This window comes from Streptomyces sp. NPDC006643 (genome assembly GCF_042870175.1).
GTDB lineage: Bacteria > Actinomycetota > Actinomycetes > Streptomycetales > Streptomycetaceae > Streptomyces.
This window is the reverse complement of the sequence record NZ_JBIAHA010000011.1, coordinates 20,583-39,630: the sequence shown is the minus strand read 5'-3', so window position 1 is coordinate 39,630 and position 19,048 is coordinate 20,583. Positions and strand designations below refer to the sequence as shown.

The following is a 19,048-nucleotide window of genomic DNA, read 5'->3' as shown; positions in this document are numbered from 1 at the left end:
GCGGCGGGCCCGACCCGGCCGCCCGGCTACGGCATCCCGAGCGAACGCTTCAGGAAGTCCACCTGGAGCAGCAGCAGGTTCTCCGCGATCTGCTCCTGCGGCGTCATGTGCGTCACCCCGGTGAGCGGCAGCACCTCGTGCGGCCGGCCCGCCGACAGCAGCGCCGACGACAGCCGCAGCGTGTGCGTCATCACGACGTTGTCGTCCGCCAGACCGTGGATGATCATCATCGGCCGCACCGGGCTCGCGGGCTCCGCCAGTCCGTCGTCGGTGACCAGCGAGTTGACCGCGTACACCTCGGCCGCCTCCGCCGGATCGCCCAGATAGCGCTCGGTGTAGTGGGTGTCGTACAGCCGCCAGTCGGTCACCGGGGCGCCCGCGATGGCCGCGTGGAAGACATCGGGACGGCGCAGCGCGGCGAGCGCGGCCAGATAACCGCCGTACGACCAGCCGCGGATGGCCACCCGCGACTGATCCAGCGGGAACCGCTCCGCGAGCGCCTGGAGCGCCTCGATCTGGTCGTCCAGGGTGAGCGGCAGATTGTCCTTCACCGCCTTCTCCCAGCCGGGGGAGCGGCCCGGACTGCCCCGGCCGTCCGCGACGACGACCGCGAAACCCTGGTCGGCGAACCACTGGGACGTGAGGTACGGATTGTGCGCGGCGACCACCCGCTGGCCGTGCGGACCTCCGTAGGGATCCAGCAGCACCGGCAGCGGACCGTCTACGTCCCGGTACTGCGTCGGTAGGAGGACGGCGCACGGAATTCGGTGTGCGCCCCCCTCCGTGAGTTGTACGCGCGGGGTGAGATTCGGCTGCTGCGCGTATGAGGTGACGACGGCGAGCTGTTTGCCCTCCCGCACCACCTGCACCACCGTTCCGCTGACCTCGGGCCGGGCCGACGCCAGCACCATGACGGCGCCCGCGCGGACGGCGGTGTGCACGCCCACCCCCTCCGAGACCCGCTCGGGGCCCCACTCACGGGCCTCTCCGGCACCGTCCGGCACCTCACCAGGCGCCCCGTAGGGAATCCGGTAGACATGGATCTCACCGGTCTCGGCCGCCTCCGCCGCCTCACCCGCCGACGCCGACACCAGCACGTCGCGCGCGCCGATGTCGAGCACCGCGCGCAGCTGCAACTCCGGCCCCGTCAGCGCCCGGTCACCGACGCACAGCACGCGGGCGCCGCCCTCGGTCCCCTCGGCCTCGATGTCGGCGATCCGCACCAGCTCGCCGCCGGGCGTCAACGCCGGTACGCCGGCGCACAGTTCCAGCCAATCCGGGTCCGTCTCCTCGCGCAGGAGCCGTGTCTCGCCGCTCTCCGTGTCGACCGAGAGACAGCGCTGGGAGCGCTGGTTCCGAGCCTGCACGAGCAGCAACGGGTCGCCCGCCGCCGACCAGTGGACGGCCGCGAGATACGGCCACGCGGCGCGGTCCCAGACCACCTCCGTACGGGAACCGTCGAGGCCGATCAGACAAAGCCGCACGTCAGCATTGGGTGTGCCCGCCGAGGGATAGGCGATCGTCGACGGTTCACGGTCGGGGTGCGCGGGGTCGGCGATCCACCAGCGCTGCACCTCCGCCCCGTCGACCCGCGCGACCAGCAGCCGGTCCGACTCCGGCGACCACCAGAAACCGCGGGACCGGCTCATCTCCTCGGCGGCGATGAATTCGGCCAGACCGTAGGTGGTCTGCCCGTCCTCCGGCACGGCCAGCTCACGGTCGCCGTCCCCCTCGGCGCCCGTCACCCGCAGCGTGCCCCCGGCCACGTAAGCGATGTGCCGCCCGTCGGGCGACGGCCTCGGGTCGATCACCGGCCCCGGCACGGGCAGTTCGCGCGACGTCCCGGCGCGCAGCTCGGCCGTGAACAGCCGCCCGGACAGGGCGAAGGCCGCCAACTCGGCCGCGCCGTCCACCGCGTAGCCGACGATGCCCCCCGATCCCTCGCGGCTCCGCTCCCGGCGGGCGCGCTCCTCGGCCGAGAGTTCCTCCGGTGTGCCCGCCAGCAGGGCCTCGGGGTCGGCGGCGACGCGCTCGCGCGCCGTCCCCGATCTGTCGTCGAGATCGAGCACCCACAGCCGGTTCGTACGGTCCGTTCCTGAGGCGGACCGGAGGAAGGCCACCCGCGAACCGTCGGGGGACACCGTGAACGCGCGCGGAGCACCGAGCGTGAACCGCTGGGTCCTTGCGTACTGGCGAGGAAAGGAGAGTTGTTGCCTCGAGGTCATACGACCGAACCTAGCGTCCGTCCCAGCCGTTCGTGCGCCCCCATGTGCTGCCGTGCACCGATCGATGCGTTCCGCCGGATAGTTATGATCCATAGCGCCAAGTGGGTATGTACCCGCCGGCACATGCGCGTTGCCTGTCCCGTTCGAATATCCGCCGACCATCTGTGGAGGTGAACCGCCGTGGCACTCTCGATTTCGGCGGTGGTGCTGCTGGCGATCATTGTCTTCCTCTTGGTCCGGAAATCCGGGCTCAAAGGGGGACACGCGTTCGTCTGCGTCTTACTCGGCTTCTACCTGGCCAGCTCCTCGGTGGCCCCCACGATCAGCGACCTCACCTCGAACGTGGCGGGCATGATCGGCGACCTCCAGTTCTAGGCTCCGGCGCCGGTCGGCGCGTCCGCCGCCGTGTCGGGCTCCACGTCCGTCTCCGGGTCCGTCTCCGCGTCCGGGCGGCCTGGACGTGCCCGTGAGGGCCCGCCTCGTACGCTGTGCGCATGACCGATCTTCCCGACCGCCGTCTGCTCCTGGTCCACGCGCACCCCGACGACGAGTCGATCAACAACGGCGTCACGATGGCCAGGTATGCGGCCGAGGGCGCTCAGGTCACCCTGGTGACCTGCACACTCGGTGAGGAGGGCGAGGTCGTCCCGCCCTCCCTCGCCCATCTGGCGCCCGGCGGTGAGTCGACGGGCGCCTTCAGCGCGCTCGGGGCCCACCGCGACGGTGAACTCACCGCGGCGATGCGGGAGCTGGGTGTGGCCGACCACCGGCTGCTGGGCGGCCGGGGGCGGTTCAGGGACTCCGGGATGATGGGCTTCCCGCAGAACGACCACGAGGACGCCTTCTGGGGCGCGGACGTGGACGGCGCCGCCGCGTACCTCGTGGAGGTGATTCGTTCCGTACGGCCGCAGGTGCTGGTGACGTACGACCCGCACGGCGGGTACGGCCACCCCGACCACATCCAGGCGCATCGCGTCGCCACGCGCGCCGCCGAGCTGGCGGCCGACGCCCACTTCCGGCCCGGACTCGGCGCCCCGCACACGATCGCGAAGATCTACTGGAACCGGGTGCCGCGCTCGGTCGCCGAGCGGGGGTTCGCCCAACTGCGCGCCTCCGGGGCGGACTTCGCGGGTGTGGCGGACATCGGCGACGTCCCCGGCGTGGTGGGCGACGGGGAGATCACGGCGGAGATCGACGGGACGGCGTACGCGGCGCACAAGGCCGCGGCGATGCGCGCCCACGAGACGCAGCTCGTGGTGGACGGAGCGTTCTTCGCGCTCTCCAACGGTCTCGGACAGCCGCTGTTCACCACGGAGTACTACCAGTTGGTGCGGGGCGCCTCCGGCGCGGACGCCGGCGTGCGTGAGACGGATCTCTTCGCGGGGGTGGACGAGTGAGCGGGCGCCAGGGCAAGGGGGGCAAGGGAGGCCGGCCGAAGGCGACGAGCGGTGCCACGCGAGCGGTCGCCGGGGCGCGCGCCGGTGCTGGAGCCGGCGCGGGTACGGGCGCGGGCGCGGCTGCCCGTACGGGAGGCGGTACCGCCGGCGGCGGTGCGGCCGGCGGCGGTGGGGCCGGCCGTCCCGAGCCCGGCGCGTGGCTCACCGCGCCGCCGAGACCCGGGCGCATCGCCGCGTATCTCGGTCTTCTGGTCCTCGGGGCGGTGGTCGGCACGGCGGGCGCGCTCGTCCAGGGCGGCTGGTTCCCCGGCGGCCTGATCCTCGCGCTGGTCGCCTCCGCGGGACTCTTCTACGGAGGCCTGACCGCCACCGGCACCTCGTTCGGCGTCGGGGCCCCCGCGGCGGGCTGGCTGATCGCCGTCATCCTGCTCAGTCTCGGCCGTCCCGAGGGCGACGGCGCCTTCGCCGCGGGCCTGGGACCGGTCGTCTACCTGCTCGGCGGTGCGGTGGTTGCTGTGATGTGTGCCACCATGTCGCGGTCACCGCAACCGGCCTCGGAGTCCGGCCGACTTGGAAAGTGATGAGCCCGTCCCAATAACTGTCGGCCCGAATTGACCCTGTCCGTACGGTCGGTGGAATAAACGCTTCCCCCGGTCGTCGGGTGCGGTCCGGCGCAGGACAGTATGGTGGTGCGCGCTCCGGGCCGTCCCCTGGCCTCCGGCTTGGGGGACCCAGACAGTTGAGTACCAGTAAGAACGGGCGGCGGAGCCAACCCGGGAGAACCTGCTTTGAGTCGTGAAACTGACAGTTCGTCCTCCGGGCCCCAGGGGCGCGGCGGAGCCGCGTACCCCTCGGGGACACCGCCGTACGGATCCCGCCAGTATCCGTCGCTGCACCCTGAGCAGGACGCTCCGGAGGAGACAGCCGAGGCCCCGGCCCAGCCGGACGAGCCGAAGACAGAGACAACGCTGACCACGCGCATCCGGATCAACATCCCGGGTTCGCGGCCGATTCCGCCCGTCGTCATGCGTACGCCCATGAGCGACACGGACAGCGGCCCGTCCGCGACGGGCGGACCCGCGGGTCCGCCCGCCCAGGCGGGCCGGGGTGACTCCGACGACACCGGCGGCGTGCCGCGGGCCGGCGCTGGACCGGACGGGGGCGCGTCCGCCGACGACGCGCCGACGGCGGACAAGCCGGCGACGAGCGACTGGTTCGCGCCGCGCAAGTCCCCGGGCGGGGGCACGCTCGGCGGTGGGATGGGCGCGGGCGCCGCCGTGACGGCAGCCGGCCCGAACGTCCCCGCTCCGAGCGTTCCCGGCCCCAACGTCCCCGGCCCAGGTGCCGGACCGGACACCCGGGGCGGCGCGGGCGGACCACGCCCGCCGGCCCCCGGCGGTAACGCCTTCATGCCGCCCGGCAGCGGCAGCACACCGGCGTTCGGAGTCGGCGCGCCCGACGGCCCGACCTCGGGCCCCGCGAGCGGCACCTCTTCGCTCGCCTTCCTGGATCTGCCGCCCGGCGCCGACCTGGGCGCGTCGGCGGGACCGGGAGCACCTGCGGGACCGGCCGGCCGGGACGACCGGGACGACCGGCCGCGTATGTCCGACGACACGGCCATACTGACCCCCCAGCCGCCCGCCCCCGAGCCCCCCGGCGGGCCCGGCGGCCATGTCTCCGGCGACACGCTCACCAGCGGCATCCCGGTGGTGCCTTCGGAGAGCCGTTCGCCGTTCCCGCCCGCCGGCGCCCAGCCGGGCACGGCGGCGCGCGCCGATCTGGCGGGCGGACGGTTCCAGGACGGCCAACTGCCCGCGCCTCCCGGTCCGTCGGGCGGCGGCCCCATGTCGACGGGGCCCTCGTCCCACGGCGGCGGCAACCCCGACTTCTCGTCGCCGGACTTCCCCGGCCCGCCGGGACCGGCGTCCGCCACCCCCGCGTCCGGCTCCAAGCCGGTACCGGCCCGGACGGCGAGCCCGCCTCCCAAGAAGAAGGGCCGCTCCAAGCTGATGGGCGCCGGCGTGGGCATCGTCACGCTGGTCGTGATCGCCTACGGCGCCGGGCTGCTCCTGAACCACTCCGACGTACCCAAGGGCACCACCGTGCTCGGGGTGGACATCGGCGGCGGCACCCGCGACGACGCGGTGGACAAACTGGAGGCGACGCTCGGCAAGCGTTCGACGGCGCCGCTCCAGCTGTCCGTCGGCGGCAAGAAGGAAGAGCTGGGCCCGGACAAGGCGGGGCTCAGCCTCGACAGCCAGGCGACCGTCCGCAGCGCGGCGGGCAGCGACTACAACCCGGTCTCCGTGATCGGCTCCCTCTTCGGCGGCGAACGCGTCACCGAGCCGGTGATCCCGGTCGACGAGGAGAAACTGCGCGTCGCCCTCACCGACCTCGCGGGCGACTCGGGCTCGGCGGCCGACGGCACGATCAAGTTCGAACCGGGCAAGGCCGTCGCCGTACCGGGCAAGGCGGGCAAGGCACTTGACGTCGAGCGCTCGATGATCTCGGTGAAGGACGCCTACCGCGCCCAGGTCGAGACGGGCGAGCCGAACACCGTCGAACTGCCCATCAGCAGCCGCGAACCGACGATCGACCAGGCCGAACTCGACCGCGCGATGAAGGACTTCGCACAGCCCGCGATGTCCGGCCTGATCACGATCAAGGCGGGCGGCAAACAGATCCAGTTCGGCCCCGACCGGTCACTGCCGCAGATCCTCTCCATGAAGGCGATCGACGGAAAACTGGTCGAGGTCTACGACAGGGCGGCGATCGAACAACTGCTGGACGGCGTCTTCGAGGGCCTGACGATCACAAAGGCCGACGGCAAGGAACACCCCTTGTCGGCGGCGGACGTGGCCCAGGCGATGCAGAAGCCCCTCCTGGGCAAAACCCCGGAGGAACGCACAGCGGAAATCGACCTCAACCCCCAGGGCTAAACCCACCGGGCCCGCCCTCGCCACCGCACCCCGGCGGCGAGGGCGGGCTTTCGCGTCCCCTGACGCGGCGGAGCCGGTGGCAGCGGATGCCGTAGTCGCGTACGGGCGGCCGGTCCTGAGGTGCCGCGTGGACGTGGCCCCGCCCTGCCCGGCGACGAGCCGTTGTCCGCGCGGTGGCGCGTTCGGCCGGGCTGTTGGCGAGCTGTCGCCGACTGAATGCCGTGCGTCTTAAGCGCCACTGCGTGCGCGGGCGCCATCCGAGGTGCGCGGCCGGTCTGACATGCCGCGTGGACGTGGCCCCGCCGCGCACGGCCACCAGTCCGTTGCCCGCGCGGGCCCATGCGTGCCGGGCTGTCGGCGGTTGAACTTCGTGCGTCTTACGCGCCTCTGGGTGCGGCCTGGTGGCAGCGGGGCCCGTTCCCCGTACGGGCGGCCGGTCTGACATGCCGCGTGGACGTGGCCCCGCCCGCTCGGCGACGAGCCGTTGTCCGCGCGTGCCGGGCTGTCGGCGGCTGAGCGTCGTGCGTCTTACGCGCCTCCGGGTGTCGTCCCGCGTACGGCCGGCCGGTCTGACGTGCCGCGTGGACGTGGTCCGCGGGCCTGTGTGACCCGGCAGCCGGCGGCTGGACGCCGTGCGCCTTGCGCGCCGCCCCGTTCCGCGGGCGTCCGTCCCCCGTACGCGACGGCCCGACGTGCCGCGCACACGGCTCGTCACGCCCCACGCCGCGTCGCGCGTCCGGCAGCCGAAGGCGTGGTCGCGACGCCCCGGTGGCCCCGCCGGGACGGCGGTCGGCGGCCCCCGTCAGTTCAGCATCGCCCGCGCCGCCCGCGCCTTGTGGCGGATCGCTTCCGCCGTGGACGGCTCCACCGCCGCCACCACCTCCGCGTATTCGTCCATCTCCGCCGCCCCCGCCAGGAAATCCCCGCGCCGCACCAGCAGTTGGGCGCGTTCGTAGCGGAGGCGGGCCGGGTGGGACGGGAGGAGGAGGCTCAGTTCGACCGCCCACAGGGCGACATCGCCGCGTTCGGGGCGCGTCGAGGCCCACGCGCGGATGTTGTTCAGGATGCGCACGATCACATGGAGCGGTTCCGCCGGGCTCAGCATCGACGGCTCCAGAGGGGCGCCTGTCGCCCCCGTCACCAGCGTCTCGGTGTCCTGGCGCGTCAGGAGCCTGCCGCCCGCGTACGGGTCCACCAGGACCCTCTCCTCGGGCTCCTCGGGCGAACCGAGGCCCACGACGAAGTGGCCGGGCAGGGCCACCCCGTACACCGGCGCCCCCGCGCGGCGCGCCACCTCGGTCCACAGCACGGACAGCAGGATCGGCAACCCGCGCCTGCGCCGCAGCACTTCGTGCAGCAGGGACGCCTCCAGGCGCCCGTACTCGCCCGGCGTGCCCCGGAAGCCGAGGCGTGCGCCCAGCAGATCCGCCAGCGCCGCGGCCCAGGCGCGCGGGCCGGTGAGGCCGAACGGCAGCATCCCGGCCAGGCGGTCGAGTTCGATCTGCGCCGCGTCGAGCCCGGCCTCGTCCAGCGAGGCGTCCGCCTCCGTACCGATGAGGAGGCAGAGCAGCGCGACGTCGGGCCGCTCCGCGCGGGCCTCCGCGGCGAAGCGGCTCCGGCGGTCGGGCAGGGGCGGTTGAGAGTCCATGGCCGGTCGGTCGCTCCTCACGCGGCTCGGAAGTGGTGGTACCGGTGATGCGTGGCGAAGCCCATGCCGTCGTACAGCGCCCCCGCCGCCTCGTTGTCCGACTCGACCTGGAGCCACGCCGCCGACGCGCCCTCCTCAAGGGCGCGCGCGGCGAGCGCGCGCATCACCGCGCTCGCAAGTCCCCGCCGCCGCCGCGCGGGATCGACCTCCACGGCCATGAAGCCGGCCCAGCGCCCGTCGACGACGCACCGGCCGATCGCCGCCGGCACCCCGTCGTCGCCCGCGACCGAGGCGAACCACACGGACGGCCCCGCGCCGAGCACCCGCAGCACGTGCGGCCCCGGCTCGTCGAACCGCTGGTAGCGCCGGAGCCACGCCTCGTCGCAGGCGCGGTCGAGGCTCACGCGCGCGGTGGAGTCCCCGTCCGCCAGCGGCGCCAGGGCGCCGACGCGCAGCTCCGCCGTGACCTCCCGCCGCCAGCCCCGTGCCTCAAGCTCCGCGCAGAGCAGCTCCTGCGTCCCCTGAGCGCCCGTGGCGGTCTGGATGTACGCGGGCAGCCCTCGCCGCTCGTACCAGCCCCGTACGCGCGTCAGCGCCTCGTCCAGGGGCATTCCCGGGTCGCCCAGCGGCAGCACCGAGTTGGCGCGCCGGGTGAATCCGGCGGACGCCCGCAGCTCCCACTCACCGAGCGCCTCCCGCTCGACCGGCTGCCACGCCCGCGCGGAGACCTTCGCCAGCTCCAGGAAGTTCGCGGCGGGGCCACGCCGACGGGCCGGCGCGGCCGGTACGACCTTGCCCGCGACGAGCGAGGACGCCGCGATCCGGACCGTCTCACCGGTGCGCCGTGTGATGAGGACCACACCGGCGTCCCAAGATGTGAGAACTCCGACCGTGTCGGTGAACTTCTCCGCGCCGTCGACGGCGCCGGTCAGACGGCGGACGGACACACGTTTCCCCACGTCGGCGGGGGTGATCCGGACCTCCAGCCGTCCTCCGGTTGTGAATTCCACAGCTCTGTGCGCCCCTCCTGTGCGGATCATGCCCAGGAACGGAGATACTAGGTGCGGGCATCGACGACGCCGCGCTCCCGCGCGCCCGTGGACGGAGCCGCAGATGGCCCGCCGCGCCCTATCGAGGAGGAACGACAGCGTGACCTACGTCATCGCGCAGCCTTGTGTGGATCTCAAGGACAAGGCGTGCATCGAAGAGTGCCCGGTCGACTGCATCTACGAGGGCTCCCGGTCCTTGTACATCCACCCGGACGAATGCGTCGACTGTGGCGCCTGTGAGCCGGTATGCCCGGTCGAGGCGATCTTCTACGAGGACGACACTCCGGAGGAGTGGAAGGACTACTACAAGGCGAATGTGGAGTTCTTCGACGAACTCGGTTCCCCCGGTGGCGCGTCCAAGCTCGGTCTGATCGAGCGTGACCACCCCTTCATCGCCGCACTGCCGCCTCAGCCTCAGAACGACTGACAAGCGCGACCCCGGTCCCGTACGGCAACTTTCGCCGTACGGGGCCGAGGTGTTTCCCCGTCGTACCGGCAAGTGAAAGTGAGCACCGTGTCCGCAGTCTCTTCGCGACTTCCGGTCTTCCCCTGGGACAAGCTGGAGCCCTACAAGGCGACAGCGGCGGCCCACCCGGACGGCATCGTGGACCTGTCCGTCGGAACCCCCGTCGATCCGGTCCCCGAGGTGATCCGGCAGGCCCTGATCGGCGCGGCCGACTCGCCCGGCTATCCGACGGTGTGGGGCACGCCCGAGCTGCGTGACGCGCTGACGGGCTGGGCCGAACGGCGCCTCGGCGCGCGCGACGTCGCGCACACCAACGTCCTGCCCGTCGTCGGCTCCAAGGAACTGGTGGCCTGGCTGCCGACCCAGCTCGGTCTCGGCGCCGGTGACCGGGTCGCGTATCCGCGGCTGGCCTACCCGACGTACGAGGTGGGCGCCCGGCTGTGCGGCGCGGAGCCCGTCTCCTACGAAGACCCGACCGCGCTCGACCCGGCCGGCCTGAAGCTGCTCTGGCTGAACTCGCCGTCGAACCCGACCGGCCGGGTCCTGGACAAGGCCGAGCTGACCCGGATCGTCGCCTGGGCCCGCGAGCACGGCGTGCTGCTCTTCAGCGACGAGTGCTATCTGGAACTCGGCTGGGAGGCCGAGCCCGTCTCCGTACTCCACCCGGACGTCTGCGGCGGCTCGTACGAGGGCCTCGTGGCCGTCCACTCGCTCTCCAAGCGCTCCAACCTGGCCGGCTACCGCGCGGCCTTCCTCGTCGGCGACGCGGCCGTCCTGGGCGAACTGCTCCAGATCCGCAAGCACGGCGGCATGATGACGCCCGCCCCGGTGCAGGCGGCGACCGTCGCGGCGCTGGGCGACGACACCCATGTGGCGGAGCAGCGCGCGCGGTACGCGGCCCGCCGCACCGCCCTGCGCGCGGCCCTGGAGGGCCACGGCTTTCGGATCGAGCACAGCGAGGCGAGCCTCTACCTCTGGGCGACGCGCGACGAGCCGTGCTGGGAGACGGTGGCCCGGCTGGCGGAGCTGGGTGTCCTGGTGGCGCCGGGGGACTTCTACGGGCCCGCGGGCGACCGCTTCGTACGGGTGGCGCTCACGGCGACCGACGAACGCGTCGAGGCCGCCGTCAAGCGGCTCGGCTGAGGGACGGCGGCGCGCGCCGGACTGTACGGGGCGACACCGCACGGCACAGCACGACACGAAGGGGCCCGGGGAGTACGTACTCCCCGGGCCCCTTCGTGGTCGCGTCGCCCCGGACCGGCCGTGGATCAGCCGAGCGGCAGGGTGTTCACCGGGAGCTTGTCGGTGGGCAGACCGTTGCCGAGCGCGTCGGTCGGCAGACCGTTCTCGGTGACGGAGGTGGCCGCGTCGCCGAGGGTCTGACCGGCGCCGCCGGCGGCTTCACCGGCCGCCCGCTGCGCGACGGGGGTCGCCGACTTGGCGACGCCGCCGAGGGTCTCGCCGGCCGCGGGGACGGAGGTGCGAACCGTCTCGGCGCCGACCTCGCCCGCGATGCCGGTCGCCTGGCGGGCGCCGCTGTCCAGCGTGTCACCGAGGGCGGCGCCGTCCAGCTGGGAAACGCTGCCGAGGTCGGCGGTCTGGGGGAGGGCTGCTGCGCTGGCGGAGCCGGCCGCACCGACCACGGGGGCAGCGCCCGCCGCGATAAGCAGCGCGGCACGGGCGATCCGACGGGTCAGGGGGAGGGACATGGTGCTCCTTTGACGGGAGAGGAAATTGTCGTGTCCGGCGATCGGACGCTGTGACAACCCCTCGAAGGGCACCTGAGGTTGCGGTGTGCGAGAGTAAAGAATTGGCAATGCGTCGCATTATCCGTCCCGGATAAAAACGGTCAAAGGATCCTCGGTGCGGAGAACTGGCGAACCGTCACTTCGCTTTTGCGGCAAGGGATTTGGCGCCAGACGAGTGAATCGCCCGAGGGCCCGGCGCAATGCCTCCCGGATATGCCATGACTACTCCGTCCGGGTGACCGCGCCGCACTACTGCGCGATACGCAGACGAACGTCGTTCCCACCCGGTCGCGCGGGGCCGGATTCGCCGCCGGTCTTCCGCCAGCCCTGGCCGGCCTTCGCCACGCTCCACACCCGGTCGCCCACGGACACCTCGGCGATCCGCAGTTCGGCGGAGTGCGCCACCGCCCAGTGGGCCAACTCCCAACCACGGGCCGTGTTCGCGGACTTGACCGGCAGCGTGACCTCCGACAGACCCGTGGCCACGGCCGGTTCACCGCCCGCCTGTCCACCCGCCTCGGCGCTCTTCGCCCCCGGGTCGCCGCCACCGCCCGGCAGCACCTTCGCCCCGAAGTCATGCTTCAGAGCGGCCCGCACCGTCGCCGCGTCACCCGGTTCGCCGTCGTCGCCGCCCGTGCAGGTGAGGGTCGCCGCGGCCTTGCCGGTGAGCGCGGCGGACAGCACCGCCGCGTCCTGCTCGTGCTTCGCGTACGCCAGGGGGTACGCGCTGCGCTGGACCCGCTGCGCCGCGTCCGTAAGAGGAAGCCGGTAGTAGCCGGGCACCTCGGCGAGGTGCGTGTAGAACTGCCCCGCCGAGTATGCGGGGTCGAGGATCTGCTCCACCGTGCCCCAGCCCTTCGACGGGCGCTGCTGGAAGAGGCCGACGGAGTCCCGGTCGCCGTAGTCGATGTTGCGCAGCGCCGACTCCTGGAGAGCGGTCGCCAGGGCGATCGTGACGGCGCGCTCGGGCAGCCCGCGGGTGGTGCCGACCGCGGAGATCGTGGCCGCGTTCGCCGCCTGCTCCGGGCTCATCTCGTACGTGCGGACGTCGCCGTCCGTCGGCTCGGCGGCCCTCGCCGTGCAGCGCGGCGGGCCGATGTCGTCGGAACCGAACCGCACCGCGAGATAGCCGGCCACCGCGAGGAGCACGGTGAAGGCGGCCATGGCGCGGAGGAATCGGCCGCGACGGGGAGGGGAGGCGGTCTCGGACACGCGCACACCGTACCGGCACCGCCGCCCGGCCAGAACCGGTACGACCGGGCCCGCGACCCCCGGCCGGCACCGGCCACGTCGTAGGGTCTGGCCATGCCCGAAACGAAGACCGGAACCACCCTCGACCTCACGCTGGACGCGCCGGCGCTCACCGCCCGGCTCGTCGACATCCCGTCCGTCAGCGGCACCGAGAAACCCCTCGCGGACGCCGTCGAGGAGGCGCTGCGCGCCCTGCCGCACCTCACGGTCGAGCGGTACGGCAACAACGTCGTCGCGCGTACGGACCTCGGCCGGGCCGAGCGGATCATCCTGGCCGGGCACATCGACACCGTGCCGATCGCGGACAACGTGCCCTCCAGGCTGGACGAGAACGGCATCCTGTGGGGCTGCGGCACCACCGACATGAAGTCGGGCGTCGCCGTCCAGCTGCGGATCGCCGCGACCGTCCCGGCCCCCAACCGCGACCTCACGTTCGTCTTCTACGACAACGAGGAGGTCGCCGCCGACCTCAACGGACTCGGGCACGTGGCCGCCGCCCGCCCCGACCTCCTGGAGGCGGACTTCGCCGTCCTGCTGGAGCCCTCCGACGCACAGGTCGAGGGCGGCTGCCAGGGGACGCTGCGGATCCACCTCCGTACGGAGGGCGAGCGGGCGCACTCGGCGCGCGGCTGGATGGGGTCCAACGCCATCCACGCCGCGGCGCCGATCCTGGCCCGCCTCGCCACGTACGAACCGCGCCGCCCGGTGATCGACGGACTGGAGTACCGGGAGGGCCTGAACGCCGTGGCGATCGAGGGAGGCGTGGCGAACAACGTCATCCCCGACGCGTGCACCGTGGTCGTCAACTACCGCTACGCGCCCGACCGCGGCGAGGCCGAGGCGGTGGCGCACGTGCGTGAGGTGTTCGCCGACTGCGGGGTCCGGGAGTTCGTCGTGGACGATCACTCGGGCGCGGCCCTGCCCGGCCTCTCGCACCCCGCCGCAGCCGCGTTCATGGCCGCCGTGGGCGGCACCGCGCAGCCCAAGTTCGGCTGGACGGACGTCTCGCGCTTCGGCGCGCTCGGGGTGCCCGCGGTCAACTACGGCCCGGGGGACGCCCTGTTCGCCCACAAGCGGGACGAGCACGTGGCCGTCGAGCGGATCACACACTGCGAGAACCGGCTGCGGGAGTGGCTGACCTCCTAAGAGGCGTCGGCGGCGCGGTCGGTACGGCGGGGGAGCCGGACCGACCGCCGGAATTTCGCCGTTTGTCACCTCGATGGATCTACGCTGGCCGAGAACTGGCACAGCAGCGGAGGGAGCAGTCCATGGGCAGTCCTGAGGAAGCACGGAAGCCGGACACACAGCGTCTCGGGCCGGTGCTGCGTCGGCGGGACCAGGTGCAGCCCGGCACCACCGACCAGCGGCTGCTGGACACCGAGGGCGACTCCGAGTGGGTGCACACCGATCCCTGGCGGGTCATGCGCATCCAGTCCGAGTTCGTGGAGGGCTTCGGCGCGCTCGCCGAACTGCCCAGCGCCATCAGCGTCTTCGGCTCGGCCCGTACGCCCGTCGACTCACCGGACTACGAGTCCGGCGTGCGGATCGGCCGGGCACTGGTCGACGCCGGATTCGCGGTGATCACCGGCGGCGGGCCCGGCGCGATGGAGGCGGCGAACAAGGGCGCGAGGGAGGCGAAGGGGGTCTCCGTCGGACTCGGCATCGAGCTGCCCTTCGAGCAGGGGCTCAACCCGCATGTCGACATCGGTGTGAACTTCCGGTACTTCTTTGTCCGGAAAACGATGTTTGTGAAGTACGCCCAGGGTTTCGTCGTGCTGCCCGGCGGCCTCGGCACGCTGGACGAGCTGTTCGAGGCGCTCACCCTCGTCCAGACCCGCAAGGTGACCCGTTTCCCGATCGTCCTCTTCGGGACGCGGTACTGGTCCGGGCTCATCGACTGGCTGCGGGACACGGTCGTGGCGCAGGGCAAGGCCTCCGAGAAGGACCTGCTGCTGTTCCACGTCACGGACGACGTGGACGAGGCGGTGGCGCTGGTGACCAAGGAGACCGGCAAGTAGGGCCCGCCGTTCGGATCGGGCCCCCGGCCGCACCCGTGGCGGCATCCCTAGAAGGGCGCCGTTCCGTACGGCCGGCAACCCGGCCGTACGGAACGGAGCGCTCAGGCCAGTCCCCGGCGGGCCACCGCCGGGGGCCGGTGCCCCGCGATGGACGCCACCATGTCCAGTACCTGCTTCGTCTCGGCCACCTCGTGCACGCGGTAGACCCGCGCGCCGAGCCACGCCGAGACGGCGGTCGTCGCGAGCGTGCCGATCAGCCGCTCCTTCACCGGCTTGTCGAGGGTCTCCCCGACGAAGTCCTTGTTGGACAGCGACACCAGCACCGGCCAGCCGGTCTCCGCCATCTCGCCCAGCCTGCGGGTCGCCTCCAGAGAATGCCGGGTGTTCTTCCCGAAGTCGTGCCCCGGATCGATCATGATCCCGTCCCTGCGCACGCCCAGCTCCACGGCCCGCTCGGCCAGCCCGAGCGTCACCCGGAGAATGTCCGCGAGCACGTCGTCGTACGCGATCCGGTGCGGCCGGGTCCGGGGCTCGGCCCCGCCCGCGTGCGTGCACACCAGCCCCGCGCCGTACCGTGCGGCGACCTCCGCGAGCTTCGGATCCACCCCGCCCCAGGCGTCGTTGAGCACATCGGCGCCCGCCTCGCAGACGGCTTCGCCGACCTCGTGCCGCCAGGTGTCGACACTGATCACCACGTCCGGGTGGCGCCTGCGGACCTCGGCGACGAAACCGACCGTACGGCGCGCCTCCTCGCGCGCCGTCACCTCGTCGCCGGGCCCCGCCTTCACCCCGCCGATGTCGACGATGGCGGCTCCCTCGGACACCGCCTGCTCCACCCGGTCGAGCGCGGGCCGGTCGCGGAAGGTCGCGCCCTGGTCGTAGAACGAGTCCGGGGTCCGGTTGACGATGGCCATGACCACCGGCTCGTACGCGTCGAACTCCCGCCGTCCCAGCCGCAGAGTGCCGCTGCTCATCCCCTGGTCACCGCCCGTTCCAGCCGCCCGTTCCGTCGCCAGCGACCTTAACCGGCGGTCCCGGACTGTCGGTCCCGCATGGCACCATCGGCACCGGACGTCATCGGCCCCCGGGGAGAAGCTCGTGTTCTTGTTCTTGCTCATCGCGATGGTCGTGGTGGTGGCCGCCGTCACCCTCGCGGTGGTCGGCGGCGGCGACCGCGAGGTGCTGCCGGAGGCCGCGCCCGAACGGCTCGTGGACCCACTGCCCGCGACACGCCCGGTGGGCCGCGCCGACATCGAGGCCCTGCGGCTGCCGGTCGCCCCCCGCGGCTACCGGATGGCGGACGTGGACGAGGTGCTGGCCAGGCTCGGCGCCGAGCTGGCCGAGCGCGACGCGCGGATCGCCGAGCTGGAGTCCAGCCTGGCGGGCGCGCAGGCGACGGCGGTCGCCGGACCCGACCTCTTCAAGAACCCGGGCGAGGAGGAGCGACGATGACCGACGGCACGGCGGTGGCGGGACCGGACGGCGAGCTGCGCTGTCCCTGGGGCCTGTCGACCGAGGACTACGTCGCGTACCACGACGAGGAGTGGGGCCGCCCCGTCCACGGCGACGACGCGCTCTTCGAGCGGCTGAGCCTGGAGGCGTTCCAGTCCGGCCTCTCCTGGATCACGATCCTGCGCCGCCGCGAGGGCTTCCGCCGGGCCTTCGCCGGATTCCGCATCCCGGCCGTCGCCGCCTTCACCGACGCGGACGCCGCCCGGCTGCTGACGGACGAGGGCATCATCCGCAACCGCGCCAAGATCGACGCCACGCTCGCCAACGCGCGCGAGCTGGCCGGCTGGTCCGCCGGCGAGCTGGACGGCCTCATCTGGTCGTACGCCCCCGATCCGGCGACGCGCCCGGTGCCGAAGACGATCGCGGACGTCCCGGCGGTCACCGACGAGTCCACCGCGCTGGCCAAGGCGCTCAAGAAGCGCGGCATCCGATTCGTCGGCCCCACGACGGCGTACGCGCTGATGCAGGCGTGCGGCCTGGTCGACGACCACCTCGCCGGGTGCCTGGTCCGCCGCCGGCTCGCCGAAGCCGAAGCCTGAGCCCCAGCCGGCCGACAGGCGCACGCAGAGCGACCCGGCGGCGGCGTCAGCGGCCCACGTAGCGCGGCTTCTCCTTGTCGAGGAAGGCCTGGACCGCGATGCCGTGGTCCTGCGACGCGCCCGCCCGGTTCTGGAGTTCGCCCTCCTTCTCCAGCGTCTCGGCCAGCGAGTGACCGGCTCCGTACGCCAGGGACTCCTTCAGCGCCGCGTACGCCAGCGTGGGGCCCTCCGCGAGGGTCCGCGCGACGGTCGCCGCCTCGGCCGCCAGATCGGCCGCGGGGACCAGCTTGTTGACGATGCCCAGCTCGTGCGCCCGCTCGGCGGTGATGGACCGCGGGAACATCAGCAGATCGGCCGCCCTGCTCTGCCCGATCAGCCGGGGCAGCGTCCACGACACGCCGGAGTCGGCCGTCAGCGCCACACCGGCGAACGACGTGTTGAAGGAGGCGGTGTCGGCGACGACACGGTAGTCACAGGCGAGCGCGAAGCCGAGGCCCGCACCGGCCGCGACCCCGTTGACCCCCGCGACGACCGGCTTCGGCATCTCGGTCAGGGCCCGCACGATGGGGTTGTAGTGCTCCCGCACGGTGCTCATGGTCCCGCCGCTGCCGTCGGCCGCGTCGGCGGCGAGCAGGGAGACGTGCTCCTTCAGGTCCTGCCCCACGCAGAAGGCCCGCCCGGTCGCGGTGAGGAGGACGGCCCGTACGGCGGAGTCGTCGGCCGCGGTGCGCAGCGCGTCGCGCAGGGCGGCCTTCGCCGCGATGTTCAGCGCGTTCATGGCCTCGGGCCGGTTGATCGTGACGGTCGCGAGCCCGTCGCTCACCTCGTACAGCACCGTGTCGGCCATGATCGGATCTCCTCTGCGACTCTGACTGCCTGTCCCGCTGTCCTGTCGGGCCCCAGCATGGCGGAGATCACCGCAGGTCGGCATGTGACCTGCGTCAAACAATCCAGGGCCGCGGAGCCGTGAACAGCGGCGAAGTATCGCAGGCGGATCGCCGAATTGAGTCGTTTTGAGAGAGCGCGTTGCGTAAGCGATGCCGTCCGATGTTGGTCATCGGGTCCCGCCATGCGGGATAATGGCCTGGAAGCAATGTGTTCGATGCCGGTGACACAGCGCCTGTCATGGGGCCGCCGGCTGCGATGAGCTGGTTTCAGGAAGGGGAACGAGCATGGCGGCCATGAAGCCGCGGACGGGCGACGGCCCGCTCGAGGTGACCAAGGAGGGGCGGGGCATCGTCATGCGCGTTCCGCTCGAAGGCGGCGGTCGGCTGGTCGTCGAGCTGACCCCCGACGAGGCGGATGCGCTGGGTGACGCCCTGAAGAAGGTCGTCGGCTGACGCGGACAGAACGCGCATTCTCGTGCTGCCCCGCCCCGGACATCTCCGTGGCGGGGCAGCTTTACGCCGTCGGCCGTTCCGGAGTGCGTCGTTCGTAAGAGGGGCCGCTCAGCGGCGTACGGCGCAGAGCAGCCCGTCGCCCACCGGCAGCAGCGACGGCAGCAGCTCGTCCTGCATCTCGCGGACCGTGCGCAGCAGCTCGCGCAGCCGCAGCACCTCGTGGGGCTGGGCCGCGGAGTCGACCGTACGGCCGTCGGCGAAGACCCCCTCGAAGCACACCAGCCCCCCTGGTCGCAGCAGGCGCAACGATTCAGCGAGATAGTCCAGGCACTCCAGGCGGTCACCGTCGCAGAAGACCAGGTCGTATCCGCCGTCGGCGAGCCGGGGGAGTACGTCGAGGGCCCGGCCGGGGATGAAGCGCGCGCGGTTGTTGGTGAAGCCGGCCGCGCGGAACGCCTCGCGTGCGAACTGCTGCCGCTCCGGCTCCGTGTCGACCGTGGTCAGTACGCCGTCGGGCCGCATCCCGTTCAGGAGATAGATCCCGGAGACCCCGGTACCCGTACCGATCTCCGCCACCGCCTTGGCGTCCGCCGTGGCGGCAAGCAGACGAAGCGCGGCGCCCGTGCCCGGTGACACCGAGCGGAGCCCCATGTCCCGGGCCCTGTCGCGGGCCCAGCGCAGTGCCTCGTCCTCGGCGACAAAAGCGTCGGCGAACGCCCAGCTTGTCTGCCGGTTGGCGGTAATGACCCTCTCCTGTCCCCGTAGTTGGCGCACCGGTGACTGTATCCGCTGCACGCGGGAACCCGCTGATGGGACCGGGCGTTATGAAGGCGTGGGGGAACGCATGGATGAAGACCGCGGACCAGGCGCAAATTCAGGCAAAGATTCTTATCCGGAGCTAACGGGCGAGGTAGCT

The 19,048-nt window shown here is 72.5% G+C and carries 19 protein-coding genes; 11 read left to right on the top strand and 8 right to left on the bottom strand.

The window, feature by feature from the left end; all coding sequences use genetic code 11:
• Window positions 1–26: 26 nt before the first annotated feature.
• Entirely contained in the window at window positions 27–2,225 is a 2,199-nt protein-coding gene (locus ACFYNU_RS16515; protein ID WP_356595833.1) for an alpha/beta fold hydrolase, read from the bottom strand.
• A gap of 180 nt (window positions 2,226–2,405) precedes the next feature.
• Between ACFYNU_RS16515 and ACFYNU_RS16510 the strand changes: the two genes are divergently transcribed.
• From ACFYNU_RS16510 to ACFYNU_RS16495, 4 genes are all read left to right on the top strand, one after another.
• Window positions 2,406–2,600 (top strand): hypothetical protein, encoded by a 195-nt coding sequence (locus ACFYNU_RS16510; RefSeq protein WP_023538874.1) that lies wholly within the window; start codon window positions 2,406–2,408, stop codon window positions 2,598–2,600.
• A 119-nt stretch (window positions 2,601–2,719) separates the two neighbouring features.
• Complete coding sequence (mshB, locus tag ACFYNU_RS16505) at window positions 2,720–3,622, top strand: N-acetyl-1-D-myo-inositol-2-amino-2-deoxy-alpha-D-glucopyranoside deacetylase (protein WP_356595836.1); 903 nt, start codon at window positions 2,720–2,722, stop codon at window positions 3,620–3,622.
• Window positions 3,619–4,203: a DUF6113 family protein gene (locus ACFYNU_RS16500; RefSeq protein WP_356595838.1), complete on the top strand. Its 585-nt coding sequence runs from the start codon at window positions 3,619–3,621 to the stop codon at window positions 4,201–4,203. Before mshB ends, ACFYNU_RS16500 begins: the two co-directional genes overlap by 4 nt.
• Before the next feature lie 207 nt (window positions 4,204–4,410).
• Window positions 4,411–6,561 carry a hypothetical protein gene (locus ACFYNU_RS16495; protein ID WP_356595840.1) on the top strand — a complete coding sequence of 717 codons (2,151 nt, stop codon included), beginning with the start codon at window positions 4,411–4,413 and terminating at the stop codon, window positions 6,559–6,561.
• Window positions 6,562–7,363: 802 nt separating this feature from the next.
• On the opposite strand, the gene ACFYNU_RS16490 is transcribed toward ACFYNU_RS16495, so the two are convergent.
• Window positions 7,364–8,209, bottom strand: coding sequence for a transglutaminase-like domain-containing protein (locus tag ACFYNU_RS16490; RefSeq protein ID WP_356595842.1), 846 nt, complete (start codon window positions 8,207–8,209; stop codon window positions 7,364–7,366).
• 17 nt (window positions 8,210–8,226) lie between these two features.
• Window positions 8,227–9,219: a GNAT family N-acetyltransferase gene (locus ACFYNU_RS16485; RefSeq protein ID WP_356595844.1), complete on the bottom strand. Its 993-nt coding sequence runs from the start codon at window positions 9,217–9,219 to the stop codon at window positions 8,227–8,229.
• Between the two features lie 139 nt (window positions 9,220–9,358).
• Here ACFYNU_RS16485 and fdxA point away from each other — a divergent pair, with 139 nt between their 5' ends.
• Window positions 9,359–9,685: a ferredoxin gene (fdxA, locus tag ACFYNU_RS16480; protein WP_189111520.1), complete on the top strand. Its 327-nt coding sequence runs from the start codon at window positions 9,359–9,361 to the stop codon at window positions 9,683–9,685.
• A gap of 87 nt (window positions 9,686–9,772) precedes the next feature.
• Entirely contained in the window at window positions 9,773–10,867 is a 1,095-nt protein-coding gene (gene dapC / locus ACFYNU_RS16475; RefSeq protein WP_356595847.1) for a succinyldiaminopimelate transaminase, read from the top strand.
• A 125-nt stretch (window positions 10,868–10,992) separates the two neighbouring features.
• Here the strand turns inward: dapC and ACFYNU_RS16470 are convergent, their stop codons facing one another.
• Window positions 10,993–11,433: an ATP-binding protein gene (locus tag ACFYNU_RS16470; RefSeq protein WP_356595849.1), complete on the bottom strand. Its 441-nt coding sequence runs from the start codon at window positions 11,431–11,433 to the stop codon at window positions 10,993–10,995.
• 288 nt (window positions 11,434–11,721) lie between these two features.
• Window positions 11,722–12,684 (bottom strand): hypothetical protein, encoded by a 963-nt coding sequence (locus ACFYNU_RS16465; RefSeq protein WP_356595851.1) that lies wholly within the window; start codon window positions 12,682–12,684, stop codon window positions 11,722–11,724.
• Window positions 12,685–12,777: 93 nt separating this feature from the next.
• Here ACFYNU_RS16465 and dapE point away from each other — a divergent pair, with 93 nt between their 5' ends.
• Entirely contained in the window at window positions 12,778–13,869 is a 1,092-nt protein-coding gene (gene dapE / locus ACFYNU_RS16460) for a succinyl-diaminopimelate desuccinylase (RefSeq protein ID WP_356595853.1), read from the top strand.
• Window positions 13,870–13,991: 122 nt separating this feature from the next.
• A complete protein-coding gene (locus ACFYNU_RS16455) occupies window positions 13,992–14,741 on the top strand; it encodes a TIGR00730 family Rossman fold protein (protein WP_023538863.1) in 750 nt (249 codons plus the stop codon).
• 101 nt (window positions 14,742–14,842) lie between these two features.
• Here ACFYNU_RS16455 and folP read toward each other — a convergent pair whose 3' ends face one another.
• Window positions 14,843–15,715: a dihydropteroate synthase gene (folP, locus tag ACFYNU_RS16450; protein WP_356595855.1), complete on the bottom strand. Its 873-nt coding sequence runs from the start codon at window positions 15,713–15,715 to the stop codon at window positions 14,843–14,845.
• Window positions 15,716–15,839: 124 nt separating this feature from the next.
• Between folP and ACFYNU_RS16445 the strand changes: the two genes are divergently transcribed.
• Together ACFYNU_RS16445 and ACFYNU_RS16440 are read left to right on the top strand one after the other, a co-directional pair.
• On the top strand, window positions 15,840–16,193 hold the full coding sequence (locus ACFYNU_RS16445; RefSeq protein WP_356595857.1) for a DivIVA domain-containing protein: 354 nt from the start codon (window positions 15,840–15,842) through the stop codon (window positions 16,191–16,193).
• On the top strand, window positions 16,190–16,792 hold the full coding sequence (locus ACFYNU_RS16440) for a DNA-3-methyladenine glycosylase I (RefSeq protein WP_356595859.1): 603 nt from the start codon (window positions 16,190–16,192) through the stop codon (window positions 16,790–16,792). The genes ACFYNU_RS16445 and ACFYNU_RS16440 overlap by 4 nt, the downstream gene beginning before the upstream one ends.
• Before the next feature lie 46 nt (window positions 16,793–16,838).
• Here ACFYNU_RS16440 and ACFYNU_RS16435 read toward each other — a convergent pair whose 3' ends face one another.
• Entirely contained in the window at window positions 16,839–17,639 is an 801-nt protein-coding gene (locus ACFYNU_RS16435) for an enoyl-CoA hydratase-related protein (protein ID WP_356595861.1), read from the bottom strand.
• A 325-nt stretch (window positions 17,640–17,964) separates the two neighbouring features.
• On the opposite strand from ACFYNU_RS16435, the gene ACFYNU_RS16430 reads away from it, so the two are divergent.
• Window positions 17,965–18,132 (top strand): DUF3117 domain-containing protein, encoded by a 168-nt coding sequence (locus ACFYNU_RS16430; RefSeq protein ID WP_003966491.1) that lies wholly within the window; start codon window positions 17,965–17,967, stop codon window positions 18,130–18,132.
• 108 nt (window positions 18,133–18,240) lie between these two features.
• On the opposite strand, the gene ACFYNU_RS16425 is transcribed toward ACFYNU_RS16430, so the two are convergent.
• Window positions 18,241–18,906, bottom strand: a complete 666-nt coding sequence (locus tag ACFYNU_RS16425) for a class I SAM-dependent methyltransferase (protein WP_356595863.1) — start codon at window positions 18,904–18,906, stop codon at window positions 18,241–18,243.
• Window positions 18,907–19,048 lie beyond the last annotated feature (142 nt).

Coding starts and splice junctions, on each gene's coding strand:
- ACFYNU_RS16440 (WP_356595859.1), top strand. CDS start 16,190: ATGACCGACGGCACGGCGGTGGCGGGACCGGACGGCGAGCTGCGCTGT.
- ACFYNU_RS16515 (WP_356595833.1), bottom strand. CDS start 2,225: ATGACCTCGAGGCAACAACTCTCCTTTCCTCGCCAGTACGCAAGGACC.
- folP (WP_356595855.1), bottom strand. CDS start 15,715: ATGAGCAGCGGCACTCTGCGGCTGGGACGGCGGGAGTTCGACGCGTAC.
- ACFYNU_RS16435 (WP_356595861.1), bottom strand. CDS start 17,639: ATGGCCGACACGGTGCTGTACGAGGTGAGCGACGGGCTCGCGACCGTC.
- ACFYNU_RS16455 (WP_023538863.1), top strand. CDS start 13,992: ATGGGCAGTCCTGAGGAAGCACGGAAGCCGGACACACAGCGTCTCGGG.
- ACFYNU_RS16430 (WP_003966491.1), top strand. CDS start 17,965: ATGGCGGCCATGAAGCCGCGGACGGGCGACGGCCCGCTCGAGGTGACC.
- dapE (WP_356595853.1), top strand. CDS start 12,778: ATGCCCGAAACGAAGACCGGAACCACCCTCGACCTCACGCTGGACGCG.
- mshB (WP_356595836.1), top strand. CDS start 2,720: ATGACCGATCTTCCCGACCGCCGTCTGCTCCTGGTCCACGCGCACCCC.
- ACFYNU_RS16490 (WP_356595842.1), bottom strand. CDS start 8,209: ATGGACTCTCAACCGCCCCTGCCCGACCGCCGGAGCCGCTTCGCCGCG.
- ACFYNU_RS16470 (WP_356595849.1), bottom strand. CDS start 11,433: ATGTCCCTCCCCCTGACCCGTCGGATCGCCCGTGCCGCGCTGCTTATC.